The 20858-nt window shown below is 63.7% G+C and carries 22 protein-coding genes; 10 read left to right on the forward strand and 12 right to left on the reverse strand.

All coding sequences use genetic code 11. The features are described 5' to 3' along the window. Positions 1 to 18 precede the first annotated feature (18 nt). A complete protein-coding gene (locus MF134_RS09660; protein ID WP_255339228.1) occupies positions 19 to 1269 on the forward strand; it encodes a hypothetical protein in 1251 nt (416 codons plus the stop codon). Between the two features lie 12 nt (positions 1270 to 1281). Here MF134_RS09660 and MF134_RS09665 read toward each other — a convergent pair whose 3' ends face one another. Beyond that, positions 1282 to 2151, reverse strand: coding sequence for an NAD(P)-dependent oxidoreductase (locus MF134_RS09665; protein ID WP_255339229.1), 870 nt, complete (start codon positions 2149 to 2151; stop codon positions 1282 to 1284). Positions 2152 to 2416: 265 nt separating this feature from the next. On the opposite strand from MF134_RS09665, the gene bchE reads away from it, so the two are divergent. Beyond that, positions 2417 to 4051, forward strand: coding sequence for a magnesium-protoporphyrin IX monomethyl ester anaerobic oxidative cyclase (gene bchE, locus MF134_RS09670; protein WP_255339230.1), 1635 nt, complete (start codon positions 2417 to 2419; stop codon positions 4049 to 4051). Next, positions 4048 to 4680: a bacteriochlorophyll 4-vinyl reductase gene (gene bchJ / locus MF134_RS09675; RefSeq protein ID WP_255339231.1), complete on the forward strand. Its 633-nt coding sequence runs from the start codon at positions 4048 to 4050 to the stop codon at positions 4678 to 4680. Before bchE ends, bchJ begins: the two co-directional genes overlap by 4 nt. On the opposite strand, the gene MF134_RS09680 is transcribed toward bchJ, so the two are convergent. From MF134_RS09680 to MF134_RS09695, 4 genes are read right to left on the reverse strand one after another with little or no spacing between them, the layout of a single operon-like run. Next, on the reverse strand, positions 4640 to 4960 hold the full coding sequence (locus tag MF134_RS09680; protein WP_255339232.1) for a helix-turn-helix domain-containing protein: 321 nt from the start codon (positions 4958 to 4960) through the stop codon (positions 4640 to 4642). The two genes, bchJ and MF134_RS09680, sit on opposite strands and share 41 nt — an antisense overlap. Then, a complete protein-coding gene (locus MF134_RS09685) occupies positions 4957 to 5253 on the reverse strand; it encodes a type II toxin-antitoxin system RelE/ParE family toxin (RefSeq protein ID WP_255339233.1) in 297 nt (98 codons plus the stop codon). The genes MF134_RS09680 and MF134_RS09685 overlap by 4 nt, the downstream gene beginning before the upstream one ends. A gap of 56 nt (positions 5254 to 5309) precedes the next feature. Further along, positions 5310 to 6125, reverse strand: a complete 816-nt coding sequence (locus MF134_RS09690) for an ABC transporter permease (protein WP_255339234.1) — start codon at positions 6123 to 6125, stop codon at positions 5310 to 5312. Continuing rightward, a complete protein-coding gene (locus MF134_RS09695; RefSeq protein WP_255339235.1) occupies positions 6122 to 6829 on the reverse strand; it encodes an ABC transporter permease in 708 nt (235 codons plus the stop codon). Before MF134_RS09695 ends, MF134_RS09690 begins: the two co-directional genes overlap by 4 nt. A 122-nt stretch (positions 6830 to 6951) precedes the next feature. Here MF134_RS09695 and MF134_RS09700 point away from each other — a divergent pair, with 122 nt between their 5' ends. Further along, the gene (locus MF134_RS09700; RefSeq protein ID WP_255339236.1) at positions 6952 to 7914 is read left to right on the forward strand and encodes an MBL fold metallo-hydrolase; all 963 of its coding nucleotides are present in this window, start codon (positions 6952 to 6954) and stop codon (positions 7912 to 7914) included. 275 nt (positions 7915 to 8189) lie between these two features. On the opposite strand, the gene MF134_RS09705 is transcribed toward MF134_RS09700, so the two are convergent. The 3 genes from MF134_RS09705 to MF134_RS09715 form a co-directional block, all read right to left on the reverse strand. Next, positions 8190 to 8987, reverse strand: a complete 798-nt coding sequence (locus MF134_RS09705) for a lysine/arginine/ornithine ABC transporter substrate-binding protein (RefSeq protein WP_255339237.1) — start codon at positions 8985 to 8987, stop codon at positions 8190 to 8192. A 143-nt stretch (positions 8988 to 9130) separates the two neighbouring features. Beyond that, positions 9131 to 9763 (reverse strand): molybdenum cofactor guanylyltransferase, encoded by a 633-nt coding sequence (gene mobA / locus MF134_RS09710; protein WP_255339238.1) that lies wholly within the window; start codon positions 9761 to 9763, stop codon positions 9131 to 9133. Beyond that, the gene (locus MF134_RS09715) at positions 9760 to 10977 is read right to left on the reverse strand and encodes a multidrug effflux MFS transporter (protein ID WP_255339239.1); all 1218 of its coding nucleotides are present in this window, start codon (positions 10975 to 10977) and stop codon (positions 9760 to 9762) included. Before MF134_RS09715 ends, mobA begins: the two co-directional genes overlap by 4 nt. A 325-nt stretch (positions 10978 to 11302) precedes the next feature. On the opposite strand from MF134_RS09715, the gene MF134_RS09720 reads away from it, so the two are divergent. Beyond that, complete coding sequence (locus MF134_RS09720) at positions 11303 to 11791, forward strand: hypothetical protein (protein ID WP_255339240.1); 489 nt, start codon at positions 11303 to 11305, stop codon at positions 11789 to 11791. Between the two features lie 208 nt (positions 11792 to 11999). After that, the gene (locus MF134_RS09725) at positions 12000 to 12713 is read left to right on the forward strand and encodes a hypothetical protein (RefSeq protein ID WP_255339241.1); all 714 of its coding nucleotides are present in this window, start codon (positions 12000 to 12002) and stop codon (positions 12711 to 12713) included. A gap of 189 nt (positions 12714 to 12902) precedes the next feature. Here the strand turns inward: MF134_RS09725 and MF134_RS09730 are convergent, their stop codons facing one another. Together MF134_RS09730 and moaA are read right to left on the reverse strand one after the other, a co-directional pair. Further along, on the reverse strand, positions 12903 to 13385 hold the full coding sequence (locus tag MF134_RS09730; protein WP_255339242.1) for a hypothetical protein: 483 nt from the start codon (positions 13383 to 13385) through the stop codon (positions 12903 to 12905). Between the two features lie 2 nt (positions 13386 to 13387). After that, entirely contained in the window at positions 13388 to 14437 is a 1050-nt protein-coding gene (gene moaA / locus MF134_RS09735; protein WP_255339243.1) for a GTP 3',8-cyclase MoaA, read from the reverse strand. Positions 14438 to 14571: 134 nt separating this feature from the next. Here moaA and MF134_RS09740 point away from each other — a divergent pair, with 134 nt between their 5' ends. Next, positions 14572 to 14937, forward strand: coding sequence for a gamma-butyrobetaine hydroxylase-like domain-containing protein (locus MF134_RS09740; protein ID WP_255339244.1), 366 nt, complete (start codon positions 14572 to 14574; stop codon positions 14935 to 14937). Positions 14938 to 14964: 27 nt separating this feature from the next. Here MF134_RS09740 and MF134_RS09745 read toward each other — a convergent pair whose 3' ends face one another. Next, positions 14965 to 15579 carry a glutathione S-transferase family protein gene (locus tag MF134_RS09745; RefSeq protein WP_255339245.1) on the reverse strand — a complete coding sequence of 205 codons (615 nt, stop codon included), beginning with the start codon at positions 15577 to 15579 and terminating at the stop codon, positions 14965 to 14967. Between the two features lie 176 nt (positions 15580 to 15755). Continuing rightward, complete coding sequence (rplS, locus tag MF134_RS09750) at positions 15756 to 16214, reverse strand: 50S ribosomal protein L19 (RefSeq protein ID WP_255339246.1); 459 nt, start codon at positions 16212 to 16214, stop codon at positions 15756 to 15758. Positions 16215 to 16540: 326 nt separating this feature from the next. Here rplS and uraH point away from each other — a divergent pair, with 326 nt between their 5' ends. The 3 genes from uraH to xdhB are packed head-to-tail and all read left to right on the forward strand — an operon-like array spanning position 16541 to position 20804. Next, positions 16541 to 16906 (forward strand): hydroxyisourate hydrolase, encoded by a 366-nt coding sequence (gene uraH, locus MF134_RS09755; protein ID WP_255339247.1) that lies wholly within the window; start codon positions 16541 to 16543, stop codon positions 16904 to 16906. Beyond that, on the forward strand, positions 16906 to 18384 hold the full coding sequence (xdhA, locus tag MF134_RS09760) for a xanthine dehydrogenase small subunit (protein ID WP_255339248.1): 1479 nt from the start codon (positions 16906 to 16908) through the stop codon (positions 18382 to 18384). The genes uraH and xdhA overlap by 1 nt, the downstream gene beginning before the upstream one ends. Beyond that, positions 18384 to 20804 carry a xanthine dehydrogenase molybdopterin binding subunit gene (gene xdhB / locus MF134_RS09765; RefSeq protein WP_255339347.1) on the forward strand — a complete coding sequence of 807 codons (2421 nt, stop codon included), beginning with the start codon at positions 18384 to 18386 and terminating at the stop codon, positions 20802 to 20804. The genes xdhA and xdhB overlap by 1 nt, the downstream gene beginning before the upstream one ends. Positions 20805 to 20858 lie beyond the last annotated feature (54 nt).

Here is a 20858-nt window from a genome sequence, read left to right on the forward strand (position 1 = left end):
GCGAGTGGGAGGCCGCTCATGAAACTCATTCTCACCACATGGAATCTCGAATGGTTCGGTCAGCTTTTGAAGGGCTATGATCGGACAATCTCCACTGAGGCGCAGCGTGTGACCAGTGCTGCTGGGAAGCGTCTGCAGGCACTGCAGAAGGAACGGATTGCCGAGGAGATCCGGCTGATCGGGTCGGACATCCTCTGCATCCAGGAAGGGCCGAGCACCGGCCAGGCCAAGCTTCTCCAGACCTTCTGCGAAGAGGAACTGGCTGGAGAGTACGTGCCGATCCTGCGGCCGGAAGGCGAGCCCTATCACATTCGCGGCGCGCAAGCGATCTGGTTCCTCGTCAAACGGCGGCGGCTCGAGCTTCTGCAGCCTACCCTTCTTCCCATTGCCAAATGGTGGGAGGCGACCGAACGTCAGAGTCGGTTCGATCCCACCCAACCCGGGGAACACGGCCGCAAATGGCCGATCAACCATCCCTACTACAAGCCGCAAGCGCGCGAGCCGGAGCCCGAGGACGGCGAAGGCGAACCCCTGCCGCCCGATCTTGGCGATCGGGAGCATTTCCATTACCGACATCCGCAAACGCTTGTGTGTCAGATCGGCGGCAAGCGGATCGACTTCATCGGCCTGCATCTGAAATCGAAATTCAGCGGCGAGGACTACGCACCGGCCGGGCGCATCCGCCGCGAACTCCTGCTCGAAGGCCGCGATCCGACCAAGGCCGAAGCGAAGGTGATCGCGGCGGCAGAACAGAAGGCCGTCGAGGCGCGGATCAAGATCTCCACCGAGGCCGAGGATGTCCGCTACTACATCGACAGCCGTTTCGAGGACGAGCCGTTCCCGGCACTATTCCTGCTCGGCGATCTGAACGACGGCGTCGGCAAGGAATATTTCGAGCGCCGCTATCTCTTCCACGATCTGCTTTCCAATCTGCAGGGAGACGTGTTCTTCGCCCGGCGCTTTCTCAATCACGCCCTGTTCGACTATGGCATCGACGGGGAGACGGACTATCGCTGGACGGTACGGTTCGAGGATGCCTGGGAGCCCTATCGCGATCCGAAGATCCTGCTCGACCACATCATGTTCACTCAGGCCGTCGTCGGAGCCGATGCGTTCGATCATTCGCCGCTCCGCGTGCCGGCGAAAGCGGGACGGGTCGAACACGCCGCGCACAACGCCACAAACATGGTCTTCGAGCGCTCCGAAGACCACACCAGCGACCACCGGCCGGTCAGCGTCGACCTCGAACTTGCCGACGGGATCATATGAGGTGGTTTGGCGCTACCGGTTGAGCAGCGCCAGGAGGCTCGACGTGTCCCAGCGCTTGCCGCCCATCGCCTCGACTTCGGCATAGAACTGGTCGACCAATGCGGTGACCGGCAGGCGAGAGCCATTGCGCTTGGCTTCAGTGAGGCAGATGCCGAGGTCCTTGCGCATCCATTCGACGGCGAAGCCGTGGTCGTAATGGCCCTCATTCATGGTCTTGTGGCGGTTTTCCATCTGCCAGGATCCGGCGGCGCCCTGGGAGATCACGGAAACGACCTTCTCGATGTCGAGGCCGGCCTTCTGGCCGAAGGCGATCGACTCCGACAGCCCCTGGACGAGGCCTGCGATGCAGATCTGGTTCATCATCTTGGTGAGCTGGCCGGCGCCCGCCGGGCCCATCAGCCCGACCATCTTGGCGTAGCAGTCGATCACCGGCTTTGCGGCATCGAAGTCGGCCTGATCGCCGCCGCACATGACGGTGAGGACGCCGTTCTCGGCCCCTGCCTGACCGCCTGAAACCGGGGCGTCGATGAATTTGAAACCCTTGTCGTTCGCGACTTCGGCGAGTTCGCGGGCGAGTTCCGCCGAGGCGGTGGTGTTGTCGATCAGCGTCGCGCCGCTTGTCATGCCGGCGAAGATGCCGTCATCGCCATAGACGACCGAACGCACGTCGTCGTCATTGCCGACGCACATGAAGACGAAATCGGCTCCGCTCGCGGCCTCGCGGGGTGTCGGGGCGTGGCTCCCACCATACTGGCCGGACCATTTCTCCGCCTTGGCGGTCGTGCGGTTCCAGACGGTGACGTCGTGACCGCCCTTGTCCTTCAGGTGACCGGCCATCGGATAGCCCATCACGCCCAGTCCGATGAATGCGACTTTCGCCATTTCGCGCCCCTCCGCTCGTCTTGCTTCGCGAGGGAAGCTAACGGGCGGCCACGCGTTTTCAATCGGAGATCCCGAGGCAGGGGCGGAACGCAGGACGCCCCTCTTGTTCCGTGTGCTTGATCTTTCGCTCCTGCGGCTGCCGGTCCTGGCCGAGAGGCGGGGAACCGGCAGATCGAAGCGGCACCGCACCTCTCCATTTGATTTGTGTCAAAGAAATTGGACACGAATGGTGTCAATCTTCGATTTCACAGGTGGAGAAAACGCGATGCGCATTCTGTTCGTCCATCCGAACTACCGCTCCGGCGGCGCCGAGATCGCAGGCACCTGGCCGCCTGCCTGGGTGGCCTATCTCACGGGGCATCTGCGTCGGGCCGGCTTCGACGACATCCATTTCATCGACACCATGACCGATAATCTTTCGGAGGCCGCTCTTGCGGAGCGGATGAAGGAGATCCAGCCGGACGTGGTCGGCGTCACGGCGATCACGCCGTCGATCTACCGCGCCGAAGAGGTTCTCAGGATCGCGTCTGAGGTGGTGCCGAAGGCCGTGCGCGTGCTCGGCGGTGTCCATGCGACCTTCATGTTCAACCAGGTTCTGAGCGAGGCGCCCTGGGTCGACGTGATCGTGCGCGGCGAGGGCGAGGAGATTTGCACCGAGCTGATGAGCGCGATTCGCGACGGGCGCTGGCCGGCGGACCGGCGCAAGATCAAGGGCCTCGCCTTTCGCGACGGCGAGGAGATCGTCGCCACGGCTGCGGCGCGGACGGTTCAGGACCTGTCGGCGATCAAGCCCGACTGGTCGATCCTTGAGTGGAAGAAGTACATCTACCTGCCGCTGAATACCCGCGTCGCCATTCCCAACCTCGCCCGCGGCTGCCCCTTCACCTGCTCCTTCTGCTCGCAATGGAAGTTCTGGCGGGACTACCGCGTCCGCGACCCGAAAGACGTGGTCGACGAGATCGAGGATCTGGTGACGAACCATGGCGTCGGCTTTTTCATCCTCGCCGACGAGGAACCGACCATCAACAAGAAGAAGTTCGTCGCCTTCTGCGACGAGCTGATCGCCCGGGGCCTGCCGAAGAAAGTGAAATGGGGCATCAACACCCGCGTCACCGACATCTATCGCGACCGCGACCTGCTGAAGTTCTATCGCAAGGCCGGTCTCGTCCATGTGAGCCTCGGAACGGAGGCGGCGGCGCAGCTGAAGCTCGACCAGTTCAACAAGGAAACCAAGGTCGACGAGAACCGCACCGCGATCCGCCTGTTGCGCGAGGCCGGCATTCTGGTCGAGGCGCAGTTCATCGTCGGGCTCGACAACGAGACGCCCGAAACGCTCGAAGAGACCTACCGCATGGCGTGGGACTGGCAGCCGGATCTCGCCAACTGGTCCATGTACACGCCCTGGCCCTACACCCCGCTGTTTCAGGAACTGAAGGACCGGGTCGAGATCTTCGACTTCTCGAAATACAATTTCGTCACGCCGATCATGAAGCCCAAGGCGATGGAGCGTGGGGAACTGCTCGATGGGGTGATGAACAATTATCGGCGCTTCTACATGGGGAAGGCCTTGTTCCATTACCCTTGGCGTGGCACCGGCTTCCGCCGTCGCTATCTCCTGGGCTGCCTCTATGCCTTCCTGCGCGCCGGTTTCCGCCGGACCTTCTACGATCTCGGAAAATCCGGCTATTGGGGCCCGCAGACCAAGAAGACCGTCGATTTCCATTTCGACGAGACGCGGCAGCTCGCCGAGGCGCAGCTCGAGGATTGGGAAGCCGCAGCCGACCGCGCGGCGAAGGCAGCAGAACGTCGCGATGCCGTGCGCACCCAGATGAAGGAGCGTTCCGAGATCCGCGCCTGCGGCGGAGGGACCCGTCAGATGGAGGAAGGTGCCCCCGCATGAGCGGGCCGGCCGGACTGATCGGGCCCAACGCCATCCTGCAATTGCTGCCAGCGATCGAGAAGCGGCAGGGCGCCGAGGCTGTCCACAGGATGCTGGCGCGAGCCGGGATCGAAGCGGTGCCCGACGGCACAGCCATGATCCCCGAATCCGACGCGGCCCGTCTGTTCCGTCAGCTTCGCATCGAGATGCCAGACCGGGCCGGCGAGATCGCCACCGAGGCCGGCCGGCGCACGGCGGACTATATCCTGGCCAACCGCATTCCGGCCCCCGCGCAGAGCGTCCTCAAATGGCTTCCTCCCGGTCTGGCAGCGCGCGGGCTCTCCCGGGCGATTTCCCGCAACGCCTGGACCTTTGCCGGCTCCGGACAGTTCCGTGCGATCACTCCCTGGCTGTTCGAGATCGCCGACAATCCTCTGATCCGCGGCGAGGCGGGCACCGCGCCGCTCTGCGTGTGGCATGCGGCGGTCTTCGAACGGCTTTACCGTGTGCTCGTGGCTCCTGAGGTCGTCTGCACCGAAGTCCGGTGCGCTGCGGTGACGGGCGAGGGAATCTGTCGCTTTGCCTTGTGCCGAAGCGCTGCCGAGATCGTCACACCGCGGCGGATGGCTCCCTCGCGGGCAGGGGCCTGATTTCGATGGTGATCGGCCGGCCGACGGCGGTGGCATAGCGCTGGATCGAGCCGGTCGAGACTGACTGCCGCCCGCTTTCCATGCGCGCCACGGCCGACTGCGATGTCTTCATTCGCTCTGCGACGTCCTTCTGCGAAAGCTTGGCTTCGCTCCGCGCCGCGATCAGCGCCTTCGCGACGGCGAACTCGTTCGCCATCTCGTCATAGGCGGCCTTGACCTCGGGATCGGCGAGGAATTCGCGGGCCAGTTCGTCGAGAGAGACGGTGCGCGTGGGGTTCATGTCGCCTCTTTCATTCTTTTCAGCGCAAGCTCGATTTCCGCCCTGGGTGTCTTCTGGGTCTTCTTCTGAAAAATTCGGACCACGAGGACACGCTGCTCGGTTGCGAGGAAATAGACCGCCCTTGCGATCCCGTCCTTCCCCTTGAGCCGCATCTCCCAAAGCTTGCTTTCCAGGGGGCGGACATAGGGCATGCCGACGTTCATTGGCGAAGCTTGCTCGAGTAGGCGGCCGATGAAGACGAACTTACCCTTCAAATCCGCAGGGAGGGCTCGAAACTCGGCTTCCGCCTCCAAGGACAATTCGACTTTCCACGCCATTATTATATCAAATCTGAGATTGCCTCAAGTTGCTACCGCTTCAAATGCCGGGTCAGCCGCCCTTCGGCCCAGTTCGTCGCATGGCGCAGGGCCTCGACGAGGGCGAGGTAAAGGATCGCGGCCCAGACATAAGTCTGGAAGTCGTAGGTGCGCGAATAGGCTTGGCGGGTTTCGCCGAAGAGGTCGTAGACGGTGATGATTGCCACGATCGCCGAGGCCTTGATCATCAGGATGATCTCGTTGGCGTAAGGGCGCAGCGCCACGATCATCGCCTGGGGCATGACGACCTTGAAGAAGATCACCCCGCGCGGCAGGCCGAGGGACCGCCCGCCCTCCCACTGGCCCTTGGGCACGCTCTGGATCGCGCCGCGCAGGATTTCCGCCTGATAGGCCGCCGTGTTCATTGCCAGCGCGAACAGCCCGCAATACCAGGCCTCCCGGAAGAACCACCACAGCCCGATCGTTTCGAAGAAGCCACGGAACTGGCCGAAGCCGTAATAGACGAGGAAGATCTGGGCGATCAGCGGCGTGCCGCGATAGAAATAGACGAAGGCGAAGGTGGCGCTACGCGAAGCCGGATTGGTGGACATGCGTCCCAGCGCGATCGGCAGGGAAATGACCGCCCCGCAGACGAAGGAGACCGTGACGAGGGACACCGTGATCCAGAGGCCGGACAGATAGTCGGCGCCGAAGCGCTCGATCAGGGAAACGTCGAAGGCGCGGACGAAATAGATCAGGAAGGCGACCGCCACGGCGATCCAGACCGAGATGGCGATGATGCCCCCGAGCTTCGGCTTGGCGCGCAGGGCGGGGGGCGCCTTCTCGGGCGCGAGCGTGGCCTCGCTCATTTCGCCACCTCCCCGCGCTTGGTCCAGCGATCGATGCCGCCGATTGCAAAGGAGGAGAGGATCGTCAGGAGAAGGTAGAGGACGATCGCCGTGCCGAAGAACAGGAACGGCTCGCGCGAGACGCGGGCGGCGATCTGCGATTGCCGCAGAATGTCGGAAAGCCCGATGACCGAGACGAGCGCCGTATCCTTAAGGAGGTTCATCCAGAGATTGGCCAGCCCGGGAAGCGCAATCTTGATCAGCTGCGGCAGGATGACGAGCAGCATGACCTTGAAACGCCCCAGCCCGAGCGCCAGCCCGCCTTCGCGCTGGCCATGAGGGATGGCGCGGAAGGCCGAGAGGAAGACCTCGCTCGCGAAGGCTGCGAAGACGACTCCCAGCGCGACCATGCCGGAGACAAAGCTCGACAGCGCGATGTCGGGCAGTCCGGTCGCCGTGGTCAATGAATTCAGTGCGCTGTTGACGCCGAAATAGACCAGAAACAGCGTGAGCAGTTCCGGCAGCCCGCGAAAGATCGTGGTGAAGATGTTGGCCGAGAGATTGAGCAGCCGATCGTTTGACTGCTTGGCCAGTGCGAGCAGGAAACCGAAGACGAGGCCGATGGGCAGGGTGGCAAGCGACAGGGAGGCGGTGACGACCACACCGGCGGCGATGTCGTCGCCCCAGCCGGTCTCGCCAAAGCCGAGAAGCGTCAGCGCGTCCATGATATTACCCGACCTGCTGCAGGCCCCGGCCGCGTCGCGCCGCTGCGGACACAGTGTTCATTCGCCACGAGCCTTGCGTGCGATAAATATCGGTCCCGAAGCAACGTAATGGGAGAACGCTCATGCCGATATCTCGTCGCCAGTTCGCTGTGGGAGCTGCGCTTGCGCCGGTCGCGCTGCGCTTTGCAAGCCTGCCGGCCTCCGCGAAGGTTCCGACGCCGACCTCGCAGGTGGTTCCGGTTCAGCAGATCAAGGTCGGTGATGCCGTCGTCACGGCGGTCTCCGACGGCTATCTCGATCTCGATCCCTCGCTCCTGTCCAACATCGAAATGGACGAAGCCCGGGCGATCCTTGAGGAGACCTTTCAGGGCGAGCCGCCGGTGACGACGGGCGTCAACGCCTATGTCGTCCATCTCCCGGAGCAGACGGTGCTCGTCGATACCGGCGGGGCCGGGGCGTTTCCGGAAATGGGCAAGCTGCAGGAGCGCCTCCGGGCGGCGGAGATCCCACCGGAGGACATCGACGTCGTGCTTCTGACGCATCTGCACCCAGACCATGTCGGCGGCCTCGTGCTCGACGGAAAGCTCGCCTTTCCCAATGCCACGGTCCACGTCCACCAGGCCGAGTATGACTTCTGGACCTCTACGGAAAACCGGGATGCGGCCCCGGATTCGGCCAAGGGCTTCTTCGACGCGGCCCGTCAGGCGATGGAAGTGGCCGGCGACAAAGTCAAGACCTTCACCGGCAGCACCGAGCTTGTTCCCGGCATCACCGCACGGGAGCTTCCCGGCCACACGCCGGGCCATACGGGCTACATGGTGGGCGAGGGTGAGGATGGGCTTCTGATCTGGGGCGACATCGTCCATGCCGGTCCGATCCAGTTCCGCCATCCGGAGGTGACCATCGCATTCGACGTCGACCCGCAGCAGGCTGCGCAAACGCGCAAGGACCTGTTTCAGGATATCGCCGAGAACCGCACCCGTATCGCCGGCATGCACATCGCCTTTCCGAGCGTCGGCCATCTCGTCGGCGAGGGCGAGGGCTACCGCTTCGTGCCGTCGGACTGGCAGTATTCGCTCGATTGATGCCTCGCGCGCCACACCGCGCCCGCCGGCCAAGGCAATCGCTTGAGAGGAAGCACTGCCGGTAACGCTTCGATCTCCCCCCTTGCGGGGGAGATGCCGGCAGGCAGAGGGGGGTATCCCTGCGGACAACCTCTGAGAGTTGGCGCCGCACCCCCCTCTGGGTTGCCACCCATCTCCCCTGCAAGGGGGGAGATCAGGCCACTCGCAAAGGCCTTGCCGCGCCGGTCGCCGGAGCGATCGGTGCGGGACATTCGACGCCGCGGCGTCCGTCAGGCTCATTCGCCGTAGACGTCGAAGTCGAAATACTGGTCCTGGATTTCCTTGTAGGTGCCGTCCTCGCGGATGGCGGCAATCGCGTCGTTGAACATGCCCTTCAGCTTGTCCGAGCCCTTCCTCAGGCCGATGCCGATGCCCTTGCCGTAGATTTCCGGATCCGCCGGGAGCGTGTCGAGGAGCTTGCAGCAGGCGCCAGCATCGCTCTCCAGCCACTCGTTGAGCACCACAACGTCGTCAACGACGGCGTCGACACGACCGCTTTCGATATCGAGCTTGTACTCCTCGGCGGTCGGATACTGCCGCACTTCCGAATCAGGGAAATAAGCTTCGGCGGCCTGGGCATGCGTCGTGGAGACCTGGGCACCGATCGTCTTGCCCGACAGTGCTTCCTCGGTCGCTTCGGTCAGTTCCGAATCCTTCGGCACGGCGATCGCCGGCGGAGTCTGATAGTACTTGTTGGTGAAATCGATCTGTTCTTCGCGCTCCGGCGTGATCGACATGGAGGCGATGATGGCGTCGTAATTGCCGTTCTGAAGCGCCGGGATCATGCCGTCCCAGTCCTGGGTGACGAAGGTGCACTCGACCTCCATCTCCGCGCAAAGCGCCTTGGCGATATCAACGTCGAAGCCTTTCAGTTCGCCGGATGCATCGAGATAGTTGAAGGGCGGATAAGCGCCCTCTGTGCCGATCGCAACCTGCGACCAGTCCTTGTCGGCGTCGCTGTCCTGCGCGTTGGCGGCCCCGCTGGATAGCCCCGCGATCAGGGCGGCAAGGGCGAACGATTTGGCAAAACGCATGGGGGAAACCTCTTTCGGATGGGCGCTGAAAACGCGCGAACTCTGTGTGCCGTCGGAATAGGCATGCACCGATGAGCGGCATGCTGCCATCTTTTGAAGCGCGGACGCAACTCCTCTTTCATGGGCCAGCTTTGCAGAGGAAATCAGCTGTTTCGCGCGTCCGAACGGGACTTTCCGGCCAGATGCGATTCGGCCGTCTCCAGATCCGTCGGCGTGTTCACGTTGAAGACGGGATTCTGGTCCGGAGCGTCCGGCTCCGATGGAATGTCCACCGTCTCGTGGCCGATCGAGGCCAGAAGATCGCGGATGGCGAGTCTGCCGCCGGCATCCAGCATTTGCCGCAAGTCCGGCAATGCAGCCACGGGCCAGAGCCCGACAGCCGGCTGCAAATGCCCGCCATGGCGGGCAATCACCGGACGATTCGAATAGGCGGCGTCGAGAAGGCTGGCGATGTTGCGCGGGATGAAGGGCGTATCGCTGGGCGTGACGAGGAGCCGGTCGGTATGGGCGGAGCCCTCAAGGGCAGTCAGCCCGGCCTCGATTCCGGCGAGAGGGCCGAGAAAGCCGGGCCGCATGTCGGGCCGGATGGTCAGTTCAAACCGTTCATATCCCGAGATCGGGGGGGCCGCGATCCAGAGCGGCTCGACACTCCCATCGAGCCTTTCGATCACATGAGCGATCAGGGGCCTGCCCTGAAGCTCGACCAGCGGTTTCGGGGTCGCGCCGCCCATGCGCCGCCCCTTGCCGCCGGCCAGGATGAGGCCCGCCGGTTTCATGCCGCCTTGCGGACGCGCTTGGCCGAGAGCGCCGTCAGAAGTGCCGCAAGGCCAAATCCCACCATCAGCATGAGGAGGCCCGTGGCGCCAGCCGAGCCAGTCGCCAGGACGGCCGCGAGGAAGGAGGCGAGCGCGCCCAGGCCGATCTGCAGGGCACCCAGGACGCCGGCCGCGGCTCCGGCGGCATGGGGTACGACGCTGACCCCGCCGGCCGTCGCCGGCGGTAGCGCCAGCCCGTTGCCGAAGCCGACGATCAGCATCGGCGCAAACAGCGTCGCCGGTGAGAACAGGCCCGCCAAATGAAAAATCGAGGCCAGCACCGGAGCGAAGAGCGCAAGGCCCGTCCCGCTCACCATCAGCGTCTTGATGCCAAGGCGGGTCGAAAGCTGGGCGGAGGCGAAGTTTCCTCCCATGTAGCCGACGGCGCAAAGAGCGAACCACAGGCCATAGTCGGCCGGGGTCATGTGAAGAACGTTCACCGCAACGAACGGAGCACCACCGAGGAAGGAGAAGAACACGGCCGAAGTCAGCGCCGAAACGAGGGCGTAGGTCCAGAAGGCACCGGCGCCGAAAAGGGCGCCATAGCTCTTGAACTGGGTACGCATGGGCGTGCCGATTGCCGTGTTTGTCTCGCTGAGATCGGCGAGGATGAAGCCGATCGTCAGAACTCCGGCGCCGGCGAGCAGCCAGAACACCGCGCGCCAGCCGAAAGCCGTATCGACGAAGCCGCCGATCATCGGCCCGATCATCGGCGCCACGGCAAGCCCCATGGTCACATAGCCGATCATCGCGGCCGCGCGCTCGCGGTCGTAGACGTCGCGCACGATCGCGCGCGACAGAACGATGCCCGTCGCGCTCGCCGCCTGGATCACACGGCCGGCCAGAAACAGGCCGATCCCGTCGGCGAACAGGCAGAACAGGGTGCCGACCATGAACAGCACCATGCCGCCGACGATGACCGGCCGGCGGCCGTACCGGTCGGACAGCGGTCCGGCCAGAAGCTGGATGAAAGCGGTCGCGACCAGATAGAGGGAAAGGCCGAGGCCGACCGTCGCTTCGTTCGCGGCGAGGTCCCGCGCGATCGAGGCCATGGAGGGAATGAAAATGTTGATGGCGAGCGGCGACAGGGCGGAGGCGATCATCAGGGTCGCCAGCATCGGCCGTCGCGCAGGCCGGAAGCCGTGGAAGGCTTCACTTTCGGAATAGGAATCCATGGGATCGAAAGCTCTCGATGGGCTGCCGGGAAGGCGGCTGCCGCTTGGCGCAGCCGATAACACGTCCTGTCCGCCATGTCGCGCGCGGAGCATTAACGGACAGGCGCGGGGTCCCATCACTCCCGCGCTCTTTGTCCACGAGAGGTTGTCGGCCCGGTCGAAAAGGCGAAGATTTTGCAAATGCGGCGGTTTCTGCATGAAAAAAGCGCCAATTCGTTCAAATGCGCGCCTTCGCGTAAGGGAAAAAGCTTAGGATTCGTCGGCAGTTTTCTATCCGAGGTTTTCCGCGCAGAGATTCAACGCGATGGCATTCGATTTTTCAGCTTTGACGGCGCTTCTGGGCGGTTATCGCGACCCGGTGCGTTTCCCTCGCGAAGGAGAAGGCGAGCCAAAGCGGGCTTGGCGCGACCGTTATCGTCCCAAGCGGAAGGAGCCGGAGGACAAGGTGTTGCAAGGCCCGGCCGTCAGCAATCAGCGAGACGGCGACGCGCCCGTGACCGGCGGACTGGCCAGCAGCATTGCCGGAATGGACCGGGCGCTCGATGCCGTTCTGGCCAGTCAGGAACATCTCGATCGGGCGAAAAAGAAGCGCCGGGGCAAGCGCCTGTCGGCCCTCACCAACGTATCGGCCAAGCCCACTGGTCTCCGGCTGTTGTCCGATATGGAAAGCTCGGACGGTGCCGATACCAAGCCGAACGAGGTCGAACTGCTCGATTGGCGAGAGAGGGATCTGAGCGAAATCCGAAAGCTGATCCGTGACCTCGAAACCGCCGATCACGAAACGAACGAAGAACAAACGAACAAGCGTGGCTGAAGCCGAGCAACTACTTCACGCGAGGTGCCCTGTCGTGGCGAAGCTGCAGAGGCCTCCAAATACGGCAACTGGACCGCTCACCATATAGTCAGATGAAATATTTTCGATAATGCACGTGAGAAAACTAAAATAATATATATTGGATAGACCCAAATAAAATTTTCCATGATTATCCTTTCATGCGGCAAATCTGGAGGGATATATTGTGATGTTCGGACTCGTTTCCTTCTTCGAATCTTTCGCGCGCAGGTGGGATGCCGGGGCCCGGCTGGGGCGGATGGGGGACGCGAACCCGGACCGGTCCACTCAGAAGGGAGCGGAAGTCGAATCCGCCGCTTCTGCCAGTGGCAGAAATATGCCCGCAGAGGCAGAGGCTGTCGCACAAGCGGAGAAAGTCGTCGCGTCGCGTCCCGCAGCCTCCGAGAAAACGGACAAGGAAGTCACCGATCCGGTCGTCGTGGGAAAGGCGGTTGCGGGGACGGACCGCGTCCTTGCGGCGCTCCTCAATTCCTCAGCGGGAACCGCCGGGAAAGCCGTCGAGAAAAGCCAGGGTGTTCTTTCGCGGTTGCGGGAACCCGAGACAGCGGGTGGTACACCGCAGAGACCTGTGCCGGAGCTAATCGCGACGTCGATCGCCAGCGGCGATGCCGGTGGCGAAACATCCGACCGGCCTTCCATCGACCTGTTACGCCAAGCGGCGATCGAAAACATGCGGGAATGGCGCATGGAGCTCTTGGTGGAGGGGCTGGATGCCCCATCTGATGCCGTCACAGGTCTCGATGACGCGGACGAGCAACTCAAACGCGATGCCGGCACAGAGGCAGCGCCGGCCCGGGAGGGTCAGATTTTCGGATCCCAGGAAACGCGTCCTGCGATCCCTGTTGCCATTACTGCCGCCTATCGGGCCAGTTCCGAGGCCTGAGGCAGGTGGAACAACCACGCGGGTGGACAAAGCCGAGCGGCGCTGAGCGAGGCTCGGCCTGTCCTCCGGTTTTCGCTGCACGGGAATTCGGTCGCGACGACCGGAGACGTCCGGGCCTACACAAGGCTATCCTCTGGATCGCCGACTGGCACTCCTCGAAGCGGGGAGCGGGCGAATCCGTTGCCGTCGTCAGCTGCGTGAGGGCCCGCGCAGGGTCATGGACACCGGACCGACCAGCGGGTCATAGGTCGAGCGCAATTCTTCCGGATAGCGGATCGCGACCGAGTGGATCAGATCGCCGCGGAAGATATAGCGCTCGTAGAAGATCTTGCCGTCGCGATAGCCGGAGACGACCGCCCAGCGCTTGCCATGGGCGTCATAGGTGACGCGGTCCGTATCGGCGCGATCGTTGATGATCGAGCGTGGTGTCTCGGCGCCCTGGTTGTGTCGCGCATAGATGAAGATCTGCGCGCCGTCAGGCGATGCCCAGGCCAACCCGTCGCCGCTGGTCGGCGCCGGAAGCCGTTCGGGAAAGGCTTCGGACGGGAAGCTCGCCTGCGTCCCGAAGCGCTGGTTCTCATAGGTCACTTCATCGGCCTGCGCAGGGGCGCACGCCATTGTCGCGGCGAGGCCGATGGCCGCTGCCGCCGAAAACATCTTCGAATTTCGCATCTTTATCCTCCGGTCACGCTCATGTGCCGTCCGACAGCCGGCTTGCGGGTCGTGCGGTCGATGATGAAGTCATGTCCCTTCGGTTTGCGGCCGATCGCTTCGTCGATCGCGTTCGACAGCAGTTCATTACCCTCCGACGCTCTTAACGGCGTCCTGAGGTCGGCCGCGTCCTCCTGGCCCAGGCACATGTAGAGCGTGCCGGTGCAGGTCAGGCGGACGCGATTGCAGCTTTCGCAGAAATTGTGGGTCAGCGGCGTGATGAAGCCAAGCCGACCGCCGGTTTCCGCGATCTCGACATAGCGGGCGGGCCCGCCGGTCTTGTAGGGAATGTCGGTGAGGGTGAAGCGTTCCGAAAGATTGGCGCGAACCTGCGAAAGTGGCAGATATTGATCTGTGCGGTCGCCGTCGATCTCGCCCAGCGGCATGGTCTCGATCAGCGTCATGTCCATGCCCTGGCCATGGGCCCATTCGATCATCGCGGGGATTTCGGCGTCGTTGAATCCCTTGAGCGCAACGGCGTTGAGCTTGATCTTGATCCCGGCGGCCTGCGCCGCGCGGATGCCGTTCATCACCTTGTCGAAATCGCCCCAGCGGGTGATCGACTTGAACTTGTCCGGATCGAGCGTGTCGAGCGAGACGTTGATGCGCTTCACCCCGCAATCGGCGAGCTCGTCGGCGAAGCGATGGAGTTGCGAGCCGTTGGTGGTGAGCGTCAACTCGTCCAGCGCGCCCGAATCCAGATGGCGCGAGAGCGAGCGGATCAGATGCATGATGTTGCGGCGGACGAGCGGCTCGCCTCCCGTCAGCCGCAGCTTGCGCACACCCTTCTCGACGAAGGTGGAAGAGAGCCGGTCCAGTTCCTCGAGCGTCAGGAGATCGCGCTTCGGCAGGAACGTCATGTCTTCCGCCATGCAGTAGACACAACGGAAATCGCAACGGTCGGTCACCGAAACCCGGAGATAAGTGATCGCCCGTCCGAATGGATCGATCATGTCGCGCGCAGTCGCCGATGATCCGCCGGTCCGCTCCGCGATGTCTTTCGCGATCTGCATCGTCTCGTACTCATCCTTCCGGGAGTCGGTTCTTGAAAAGTCTGGGCGGAATGTGGAAGTGCAGCGGCAAAGGGTCAAGCGGTCGTCTCCGATCGACCCATTGGCAGGATTGGTCGAACGAGGCGGTGGCAGGAATGACAACCAAGGTGGAAGCCCCAAGCGAACTGAAGGTTTCGAAGGACCGGCGGATGCTGACGGTGGCATGGCCGGGCGGCTCACGCGACGAATTTCCGGCGGAGATGCTCAGGGTCCTCTCGCCTTCCGCCGAGGTGCGCGGCCATTCGGAAGCCGATCGCAAGACCGTCTCGGGCAAGCGGGATGTTTCGATCGCCGATCTGCAGCCGATCGGCCACTACGCCGTCCGCATCGTCTTTTCAGATGGTCATGACAGCGGCTTGTTCAGCTGGTCCTACCTCTCCGAGCTCGGCCGCGAAAAGGAGGCACGCTGGCAGGGCTATCTGGAGGAATTGCAGGCCAAGGGGCTGAAGCGCGACCGCTGAAGCCGGGCTCGGGCGATCGGTGGGGAGCTAACCGGAAGCCTGGGATCGCCGGTAGGCCGCCCGATCGGTCGCGCGCTCGATGAAGGCCTGGATCGGATTGCTGGTCTCCAGACGCGGCGCGCCGAACAGGGTCATCCAGCGAAGCGTGGCCGCGATGATCAGGTCGGCGGCCGTGAAGCGGTCTCCGGTCAGGTAAGGGCCGGGTGAAAGCTGGCTTTCCAGCGTGTCGATGACGTCGTCATAGCTGCCCCAGCCCACCGACTTCTTCGGCAGTGGCGCCGAATCCCTGCGCATCATCACCTCGCTCGCCGCCGGCTCGATGCAGGAGGGCGCAAAGAACAGCCAGCGGTAATAGGTGGCGCGTTCGCTTGTCCCCATTGCGGGGGCGAGACCAGCGTCGGGATATCTGTCGGCGAGATGGGCGGCGATCGCGGCGGACTCTGTCATCACCGTTCCGTCGGGGAGGACCAGGGTCGGCAGCTTGCCCATCGGGTTGATGGAAAGAAAGTCCGCCCGCCGGTTTTCGCCCGCTTCGAAGTCGAGATGGACGAGTTCGTAGTCGGCGCCGACCTCTTCCAGCACCCAGCGGGTGATCGCGGCGCGGCTCATCGGATTGTAATAGAGCTTCAGCCTTCCTTCCATGGCGACAGACCTTCGACCATCATGAGACAGGGCTCATGATGACGCCCGGATCGTGACGGCATTGCGACGGGCGGTCGCACGGCGAAATCCCGATTCGAAAGCCTGGCCTTAAACGCAAGAAAGCGGCCGAAGCCGCTTTCCCGAAAATCAGATGAGAAGAGGAGAGAGGGTCGACCTCACTCCGCTGCGGTCTTCGCCGCTTCCTTCTCGGCCTTGGCCTGCTCGCGCTGCTCAGCGGCGATCTGCCGGGCCTCGTCGTTCAGCTTGCGGGCGCGGACATTGGTCGCCTCAACGATACGCGCCGACTTGCCGCGGCGATCGCGCAGGTAATAGAGCTTGGCGCGGCGAACCTTGCCGCGGCGGACCACATCGACCGACTCGACCATCGGCGAGAAGACCGGGAAGACGCGCTCGACGCCCTCGCCATAGGAGATCTTGCGGACGGTGAAGTTCTCCTGCAGGCCCGAGCCGGAGCGGGCGATGCAGACGCCCTCATAGGCCTGCACGCGGGTGCGGGTGCCTTCCGTGACGCGGACGTTCACGCGCACGGTGTCACCGGCGGAAAATTGCGGAATCTTGCGGATCGCTTCGATGCGCGCGGCTTCGGCGGCCTCGAGTTCGGAGATGATGTTCATGGCATAGCCTCAATTCGTTTCATGCCGGAATGTCGTTGGGCCCGACATGGCCGCCGTGACGGTCAGGTTATTCTGAGGAAATCGCGTGAGCCCATATACTGCTTCGGGCCATTTGTCACGAGGGTTTTTTCCGGCTGACGCCCCCGGGAGGCCTCTCCTGTCCGACCAATCGGCCCCAGCATGGAAGAGCGTAACAGTCGATCTGCCGCACTCGTATTTCGAGGTTCTCCAAATTCCGCAAGCCAACGGAAACGGCTCGCTTGCGCCTCGAATGCTGCAAGTGCAAAATGCTTGATCGAATGGTCAAAATTTCGGGAAGGGCGATGATGGCAGATCCGGCAGAGGGGCGGCTGACGACCCATGTGCTCGACACGATGCATGGATGTCCGGCCGCGGGAATCCGGATCGAACTCACGCGGTATGCGGGCGAATCCATGGAAATGGTGAAGTCGGTCGAGACCAATGACGACGGTCGGGTCGACCAGCCGCTGCTCGTCGGTGCCGATCTGGTGCCCGGCCAATACGGTCTCACCTTCTTCGTCGCCGACTATTTCCGAGCCAAGGGCGTCTCGCTGCCGGAGCCGGCCTTTCTCGATATCGTGCCCATCCGCTTCGGCATTTCGACCCCGGCACATTACCATGTGCCGCTGCTCATCTCCCCTTATGCCTATTCGACCTATCGGGGGAGCTGATGGCGAACGAGACCAAAGGCCCGATCCGGTTCGTCCTCAACGGTGAGACAAGGGAAGTTGCGGGCCTCAAGCCCACGACCACGCTGCTCGACTATCTGCGCGGGCCGGAACGCCTCACCGGCACCAAGGAAGGTTGCGCGGAAGGCGATTGTGGTGCCTGCACGGTGCTCGTCGCCGAACCGGATGGCGAGGGCGGGCTCAGGCGTCGCTCGGTCAATGCCTGCATCCAGTTCCTGCCGGCGATGAACGGCCGCTCGATCGAGACGGTGGAATATCTCGGTCGAGACGGGCTGACGCCGCTGCAGACCGCCATGGTCGAGAAGCACGCCAGCCAGTGTGGCTTCTGCACACCGGGTTTCGTCGTGCAACTCCAGGCGGGCTGGCTGACCGGTGCGCTCACCGACCGCCAGTTGGTCAAGGACGTGATCTCGGGCAATCTCTGCCGCTGCACCGGTTACGGGCCGATCATCGACGCAGGCGTCGAACTGGCAGCCCTGCCGGTCCCCGATACGAGCGCGGCCGATCGCGCGCTCGCGACGAGGCTGGAGAGCTTCGAAGGCGAGGACGTGTTCTCCTATGAGGCTGCCGGTGGCCGCTGGTACGCGCCGACCAATGTCGACGATCTCGCCGACATCTATGCGGAAAATCCGGATGCGGTGCTCGTGGCGGGCGCGACCGATGTCGGTCTGTGGGTCACCAAGCAGCATCGCGAACTGCCGGCCCTGATCGATGTCAGCCATGTGCGCGACCTGATGATGGTCGAGGAGCGGGCCGACAAGATCTATTTCGGCGCGGTCGTCAGCCATCGTCAGGCGCGCGAGGTCCTGGCCGATATCCACCCGGATCTCGGCGAGATGATGCGGCGCTTCGCCGGCTATCAGATCCGCAATGCCGGCACGATTGGCGGCAATATCGCCAACGGATCGCCGATCGGCGACCTGCCGCCCTGCCTGATCGCGCTGGGCAGTCGGCTCTTCCTGCGCAAGGGTGAAGACATCAGGGCCGTCGCGCTTGAGAACTTCTTCATCGAATACGGCAAGCAGGACCGGGCGAAGGGCGAGTTTGTGGCCGCTATCGAAGTGCCGCGGCTGACGGAGAACCAGCGCTTCTTCGCCCACAAGATCTCCAAGCGCTTCGACTCCGACATTTCCGCCGTCATGGCCGCCTTTTGTCTGACCTTCGATGGCGAGCTTGTCAGCGAAGCGCGCCTTGCCTTCGGCGGCATGGCCGGCGTGCCGAAGCGCGCCTCGGCCGCCGAGGCCGCGCTTCTCGGGCGACCCTTCGACGCGGTCGCGGTCGAAGATGCGATGGCGGCGATGCTTCAGGATTTTCAGCCACTCACCGACATGCGCGCCTCGGCCGATTACCGGCTGAAGACAGCGCAGAACCTTCTGAAGCGCTTCCAGCTCGAACAGGCCAGCGGCGAGCACAGGCGGATCACGGGAGTCGACGCTTCCACCTTCGGGGAGGTCGCATGATGGACGAGACCCGCATTCAGGATCGCGGCGGGGCCGGCGAGCCGGGTGTCGTTGAGCTCGACGAACGTCCGCCCGCCCATGAGGAGAGGATCAAGGGTGGTGTGGCCAGCCCCACGGCCCATGACAGCGGCCGCAAGCATGTGACCGGGCTGGCCCGTTACGCCGACGACGAGCCGGAACTGCCGGGAACGCTGCAGGTCTACATCGCCATGAGCGAGCGGGCTCATGCGAAGATCGTTGCGATGGACCTTTCGAAGGTGCGCCAGGCGCCGGGCGTCGTGGTGGTCCTGACGGCGGACGACATTCCCGGCCAGAACGACTATTCGCCCGTCTTCGGTGACGATCCGATCTTTCCGCCGACGAGCGGTCCCGAGGCGATCGTTCAATATGTCGGTCAGCCGATCTTCGCTGTCGCCGCGGAAACGCTCGGGGCGGCCCGGCAGGCCGCGAAGCTTGCAGTCGTCGAGTATGAGGACAAGCCGGCGGCGATCACCTTCGAGGCGGCGCTGGCTGCCGCTGGTGAGGAGGGGCACGACCTCCTCGCCCCCCATGAAATGCGGATCGGCGACGTCGATGCGGCGCTTGGCGAGGCGCCGCACAGGGTCATGGGCCGGGTCGAGGTGGGCGGCCAGGATCACTTCTATCTCGAGGGGCAGATCGCCTATTCGATCCCGCTCGAAGACCGCGACGTGCTGGTGCGCTCCTCGACCCAGCATCCCTCCGAGGTCCAGCATAATGTCGCGAAGATGCTGGGCGTCCCGGACCATGCGGTGACGGTCGAGCTCCGGCGCATGGGCGGCGGCTTCGGCGGCAAGGAAAGCCAGCCGGCGCTCTTCGCCGCAGTCACCGCCCTTGCAGCGGTGAAGACCGGGCGACCGGCGAAATGCCGGCTCGACCGCGACGATGACATGGTGATGACCGGAAAGCGCCATGAAGTGCGGATCGACTACGCGGTCGGCTATCAGGAGGACGGCCGGATCGCGGCCGGCGATTTCTCCCATCTCGTGCGCTGCGGATATTCCTCCGACCTGTCCGGTGCCATCGCCGACCGGGCGATGTTTCACGCCGACAACGCCTACCGGCTTCCCGCCGCGCGCATCCTTTCGCGACGGCTGAAGACGCACACCGTGTCCAACACCGCCTTTCGCGGTTTCGGCGGCCCCCAGGGCATGGTCGGCATCGAGCGGGTCATGGACCGGATCGCCTTCGAGGCGGGGCTCGACCCGCTGGACGTGCGCAAGGCGAATTTCTATCCGTCCTTCGATTCCGGCGAAGAGCCGGGCGTGACCCCCTATCACATGGAGGTGACGGACTCGATCATCGCCGAACTCGTCGATGAGCTGGAGGCATCTTCCGACTATCGCTGCCGGCGCGAGGCGGTGCGGGCGTTCAACGCGAAGAGCCCGATCCTAAAGAAGGGCCTCGCCCTGACGCCGGTGAAGTTCGGCATCTCCTTCACCACCTCCCACCTCAATCAGGCCGGCGCGCTGGTCCATGTCTACAAGGACGGTTCTGTTCATCTGAACCATGGCGGCACGGAAATGGGGCAGGGGCTCTTCACCAAGGTCGCACAGGTGGTGGCCGAAGAATTCCAGATCGACCTCGACAAGGTGAAGATCACGGCGACCACCACCGCCAAGGTGCCCAACACCTCGGCGACGGCGGCCTCCTCGGGCTCCGATCTCAACGGCATGGCGGCGAAGGCCGCCGCCGCCACGATCAAGGACCGGCTGATCGATTACGCCGCCGAGCGCTATCACGTGCCCCGCGAGCAGGTGGTGTTCGAGGCGAACCGCGTCCGCATCGGCAATGCCGAGAAGCGCTTCTCCGATCTCGTCGGCGAGGCCTATCTCGCCCGCGTCTCGCTGTCCTCCACCGGCTTTTATGCGACCCCTGGCGTCAATTACGACCGCGAGACCGCAAGCGGCCGGCCTTTCTATTATTTCGCCTATGGTGCGGCCTGTTCGGAAGTCGTCATCGATACGCTCACCGGCGAATACAAGCTTCTGCGCGCCGATATCCTCCACGATGTCGGCAAGTCGCTGAACCCGGCGATCGACATGGGCCAGATCGAAGGCGGCTTCATCCAGGGCATGGGCTGGCTGACCATGGAAGAGCTCTGGTGGGACGACAAGGGACGCCTCAAAACCCACGCCCCCTCGACCTACAAGATCCCGACCGCCAACGACCGCCCGGACGATCTGCGCATCAGGATCTGGGAAAAGGGCGAGAATCGCTCCGAAACGGTCTACCGTTCGAAGGCGGTGGGCGAGCCGCCCTTCATGCTGGCAATCTCGGTGTTCTCGGCGCTCACCGATGCGGTGATCGCGGCAGGGGATGGAAGGGCGTTTCCAAACCTCGATGCGCCGGCGACGCCGGAGCGCGTGCTGCGGGCGGTGGAAGACGTGCGGGGGAACTAAGAGCGGCGTATGAGCTCGAGGGGATTCAGCGAATGCGGTTCCGATCTGGCATTC

Origin of the sequence: Jiella marina (assembly GCF_024359545.1) — a bacterium.
Lineage (GTDB): Bacteria > Pseudomonadota > Alphaproteobacteria > Rhizobiales > Rhizobiaceae > Jiella.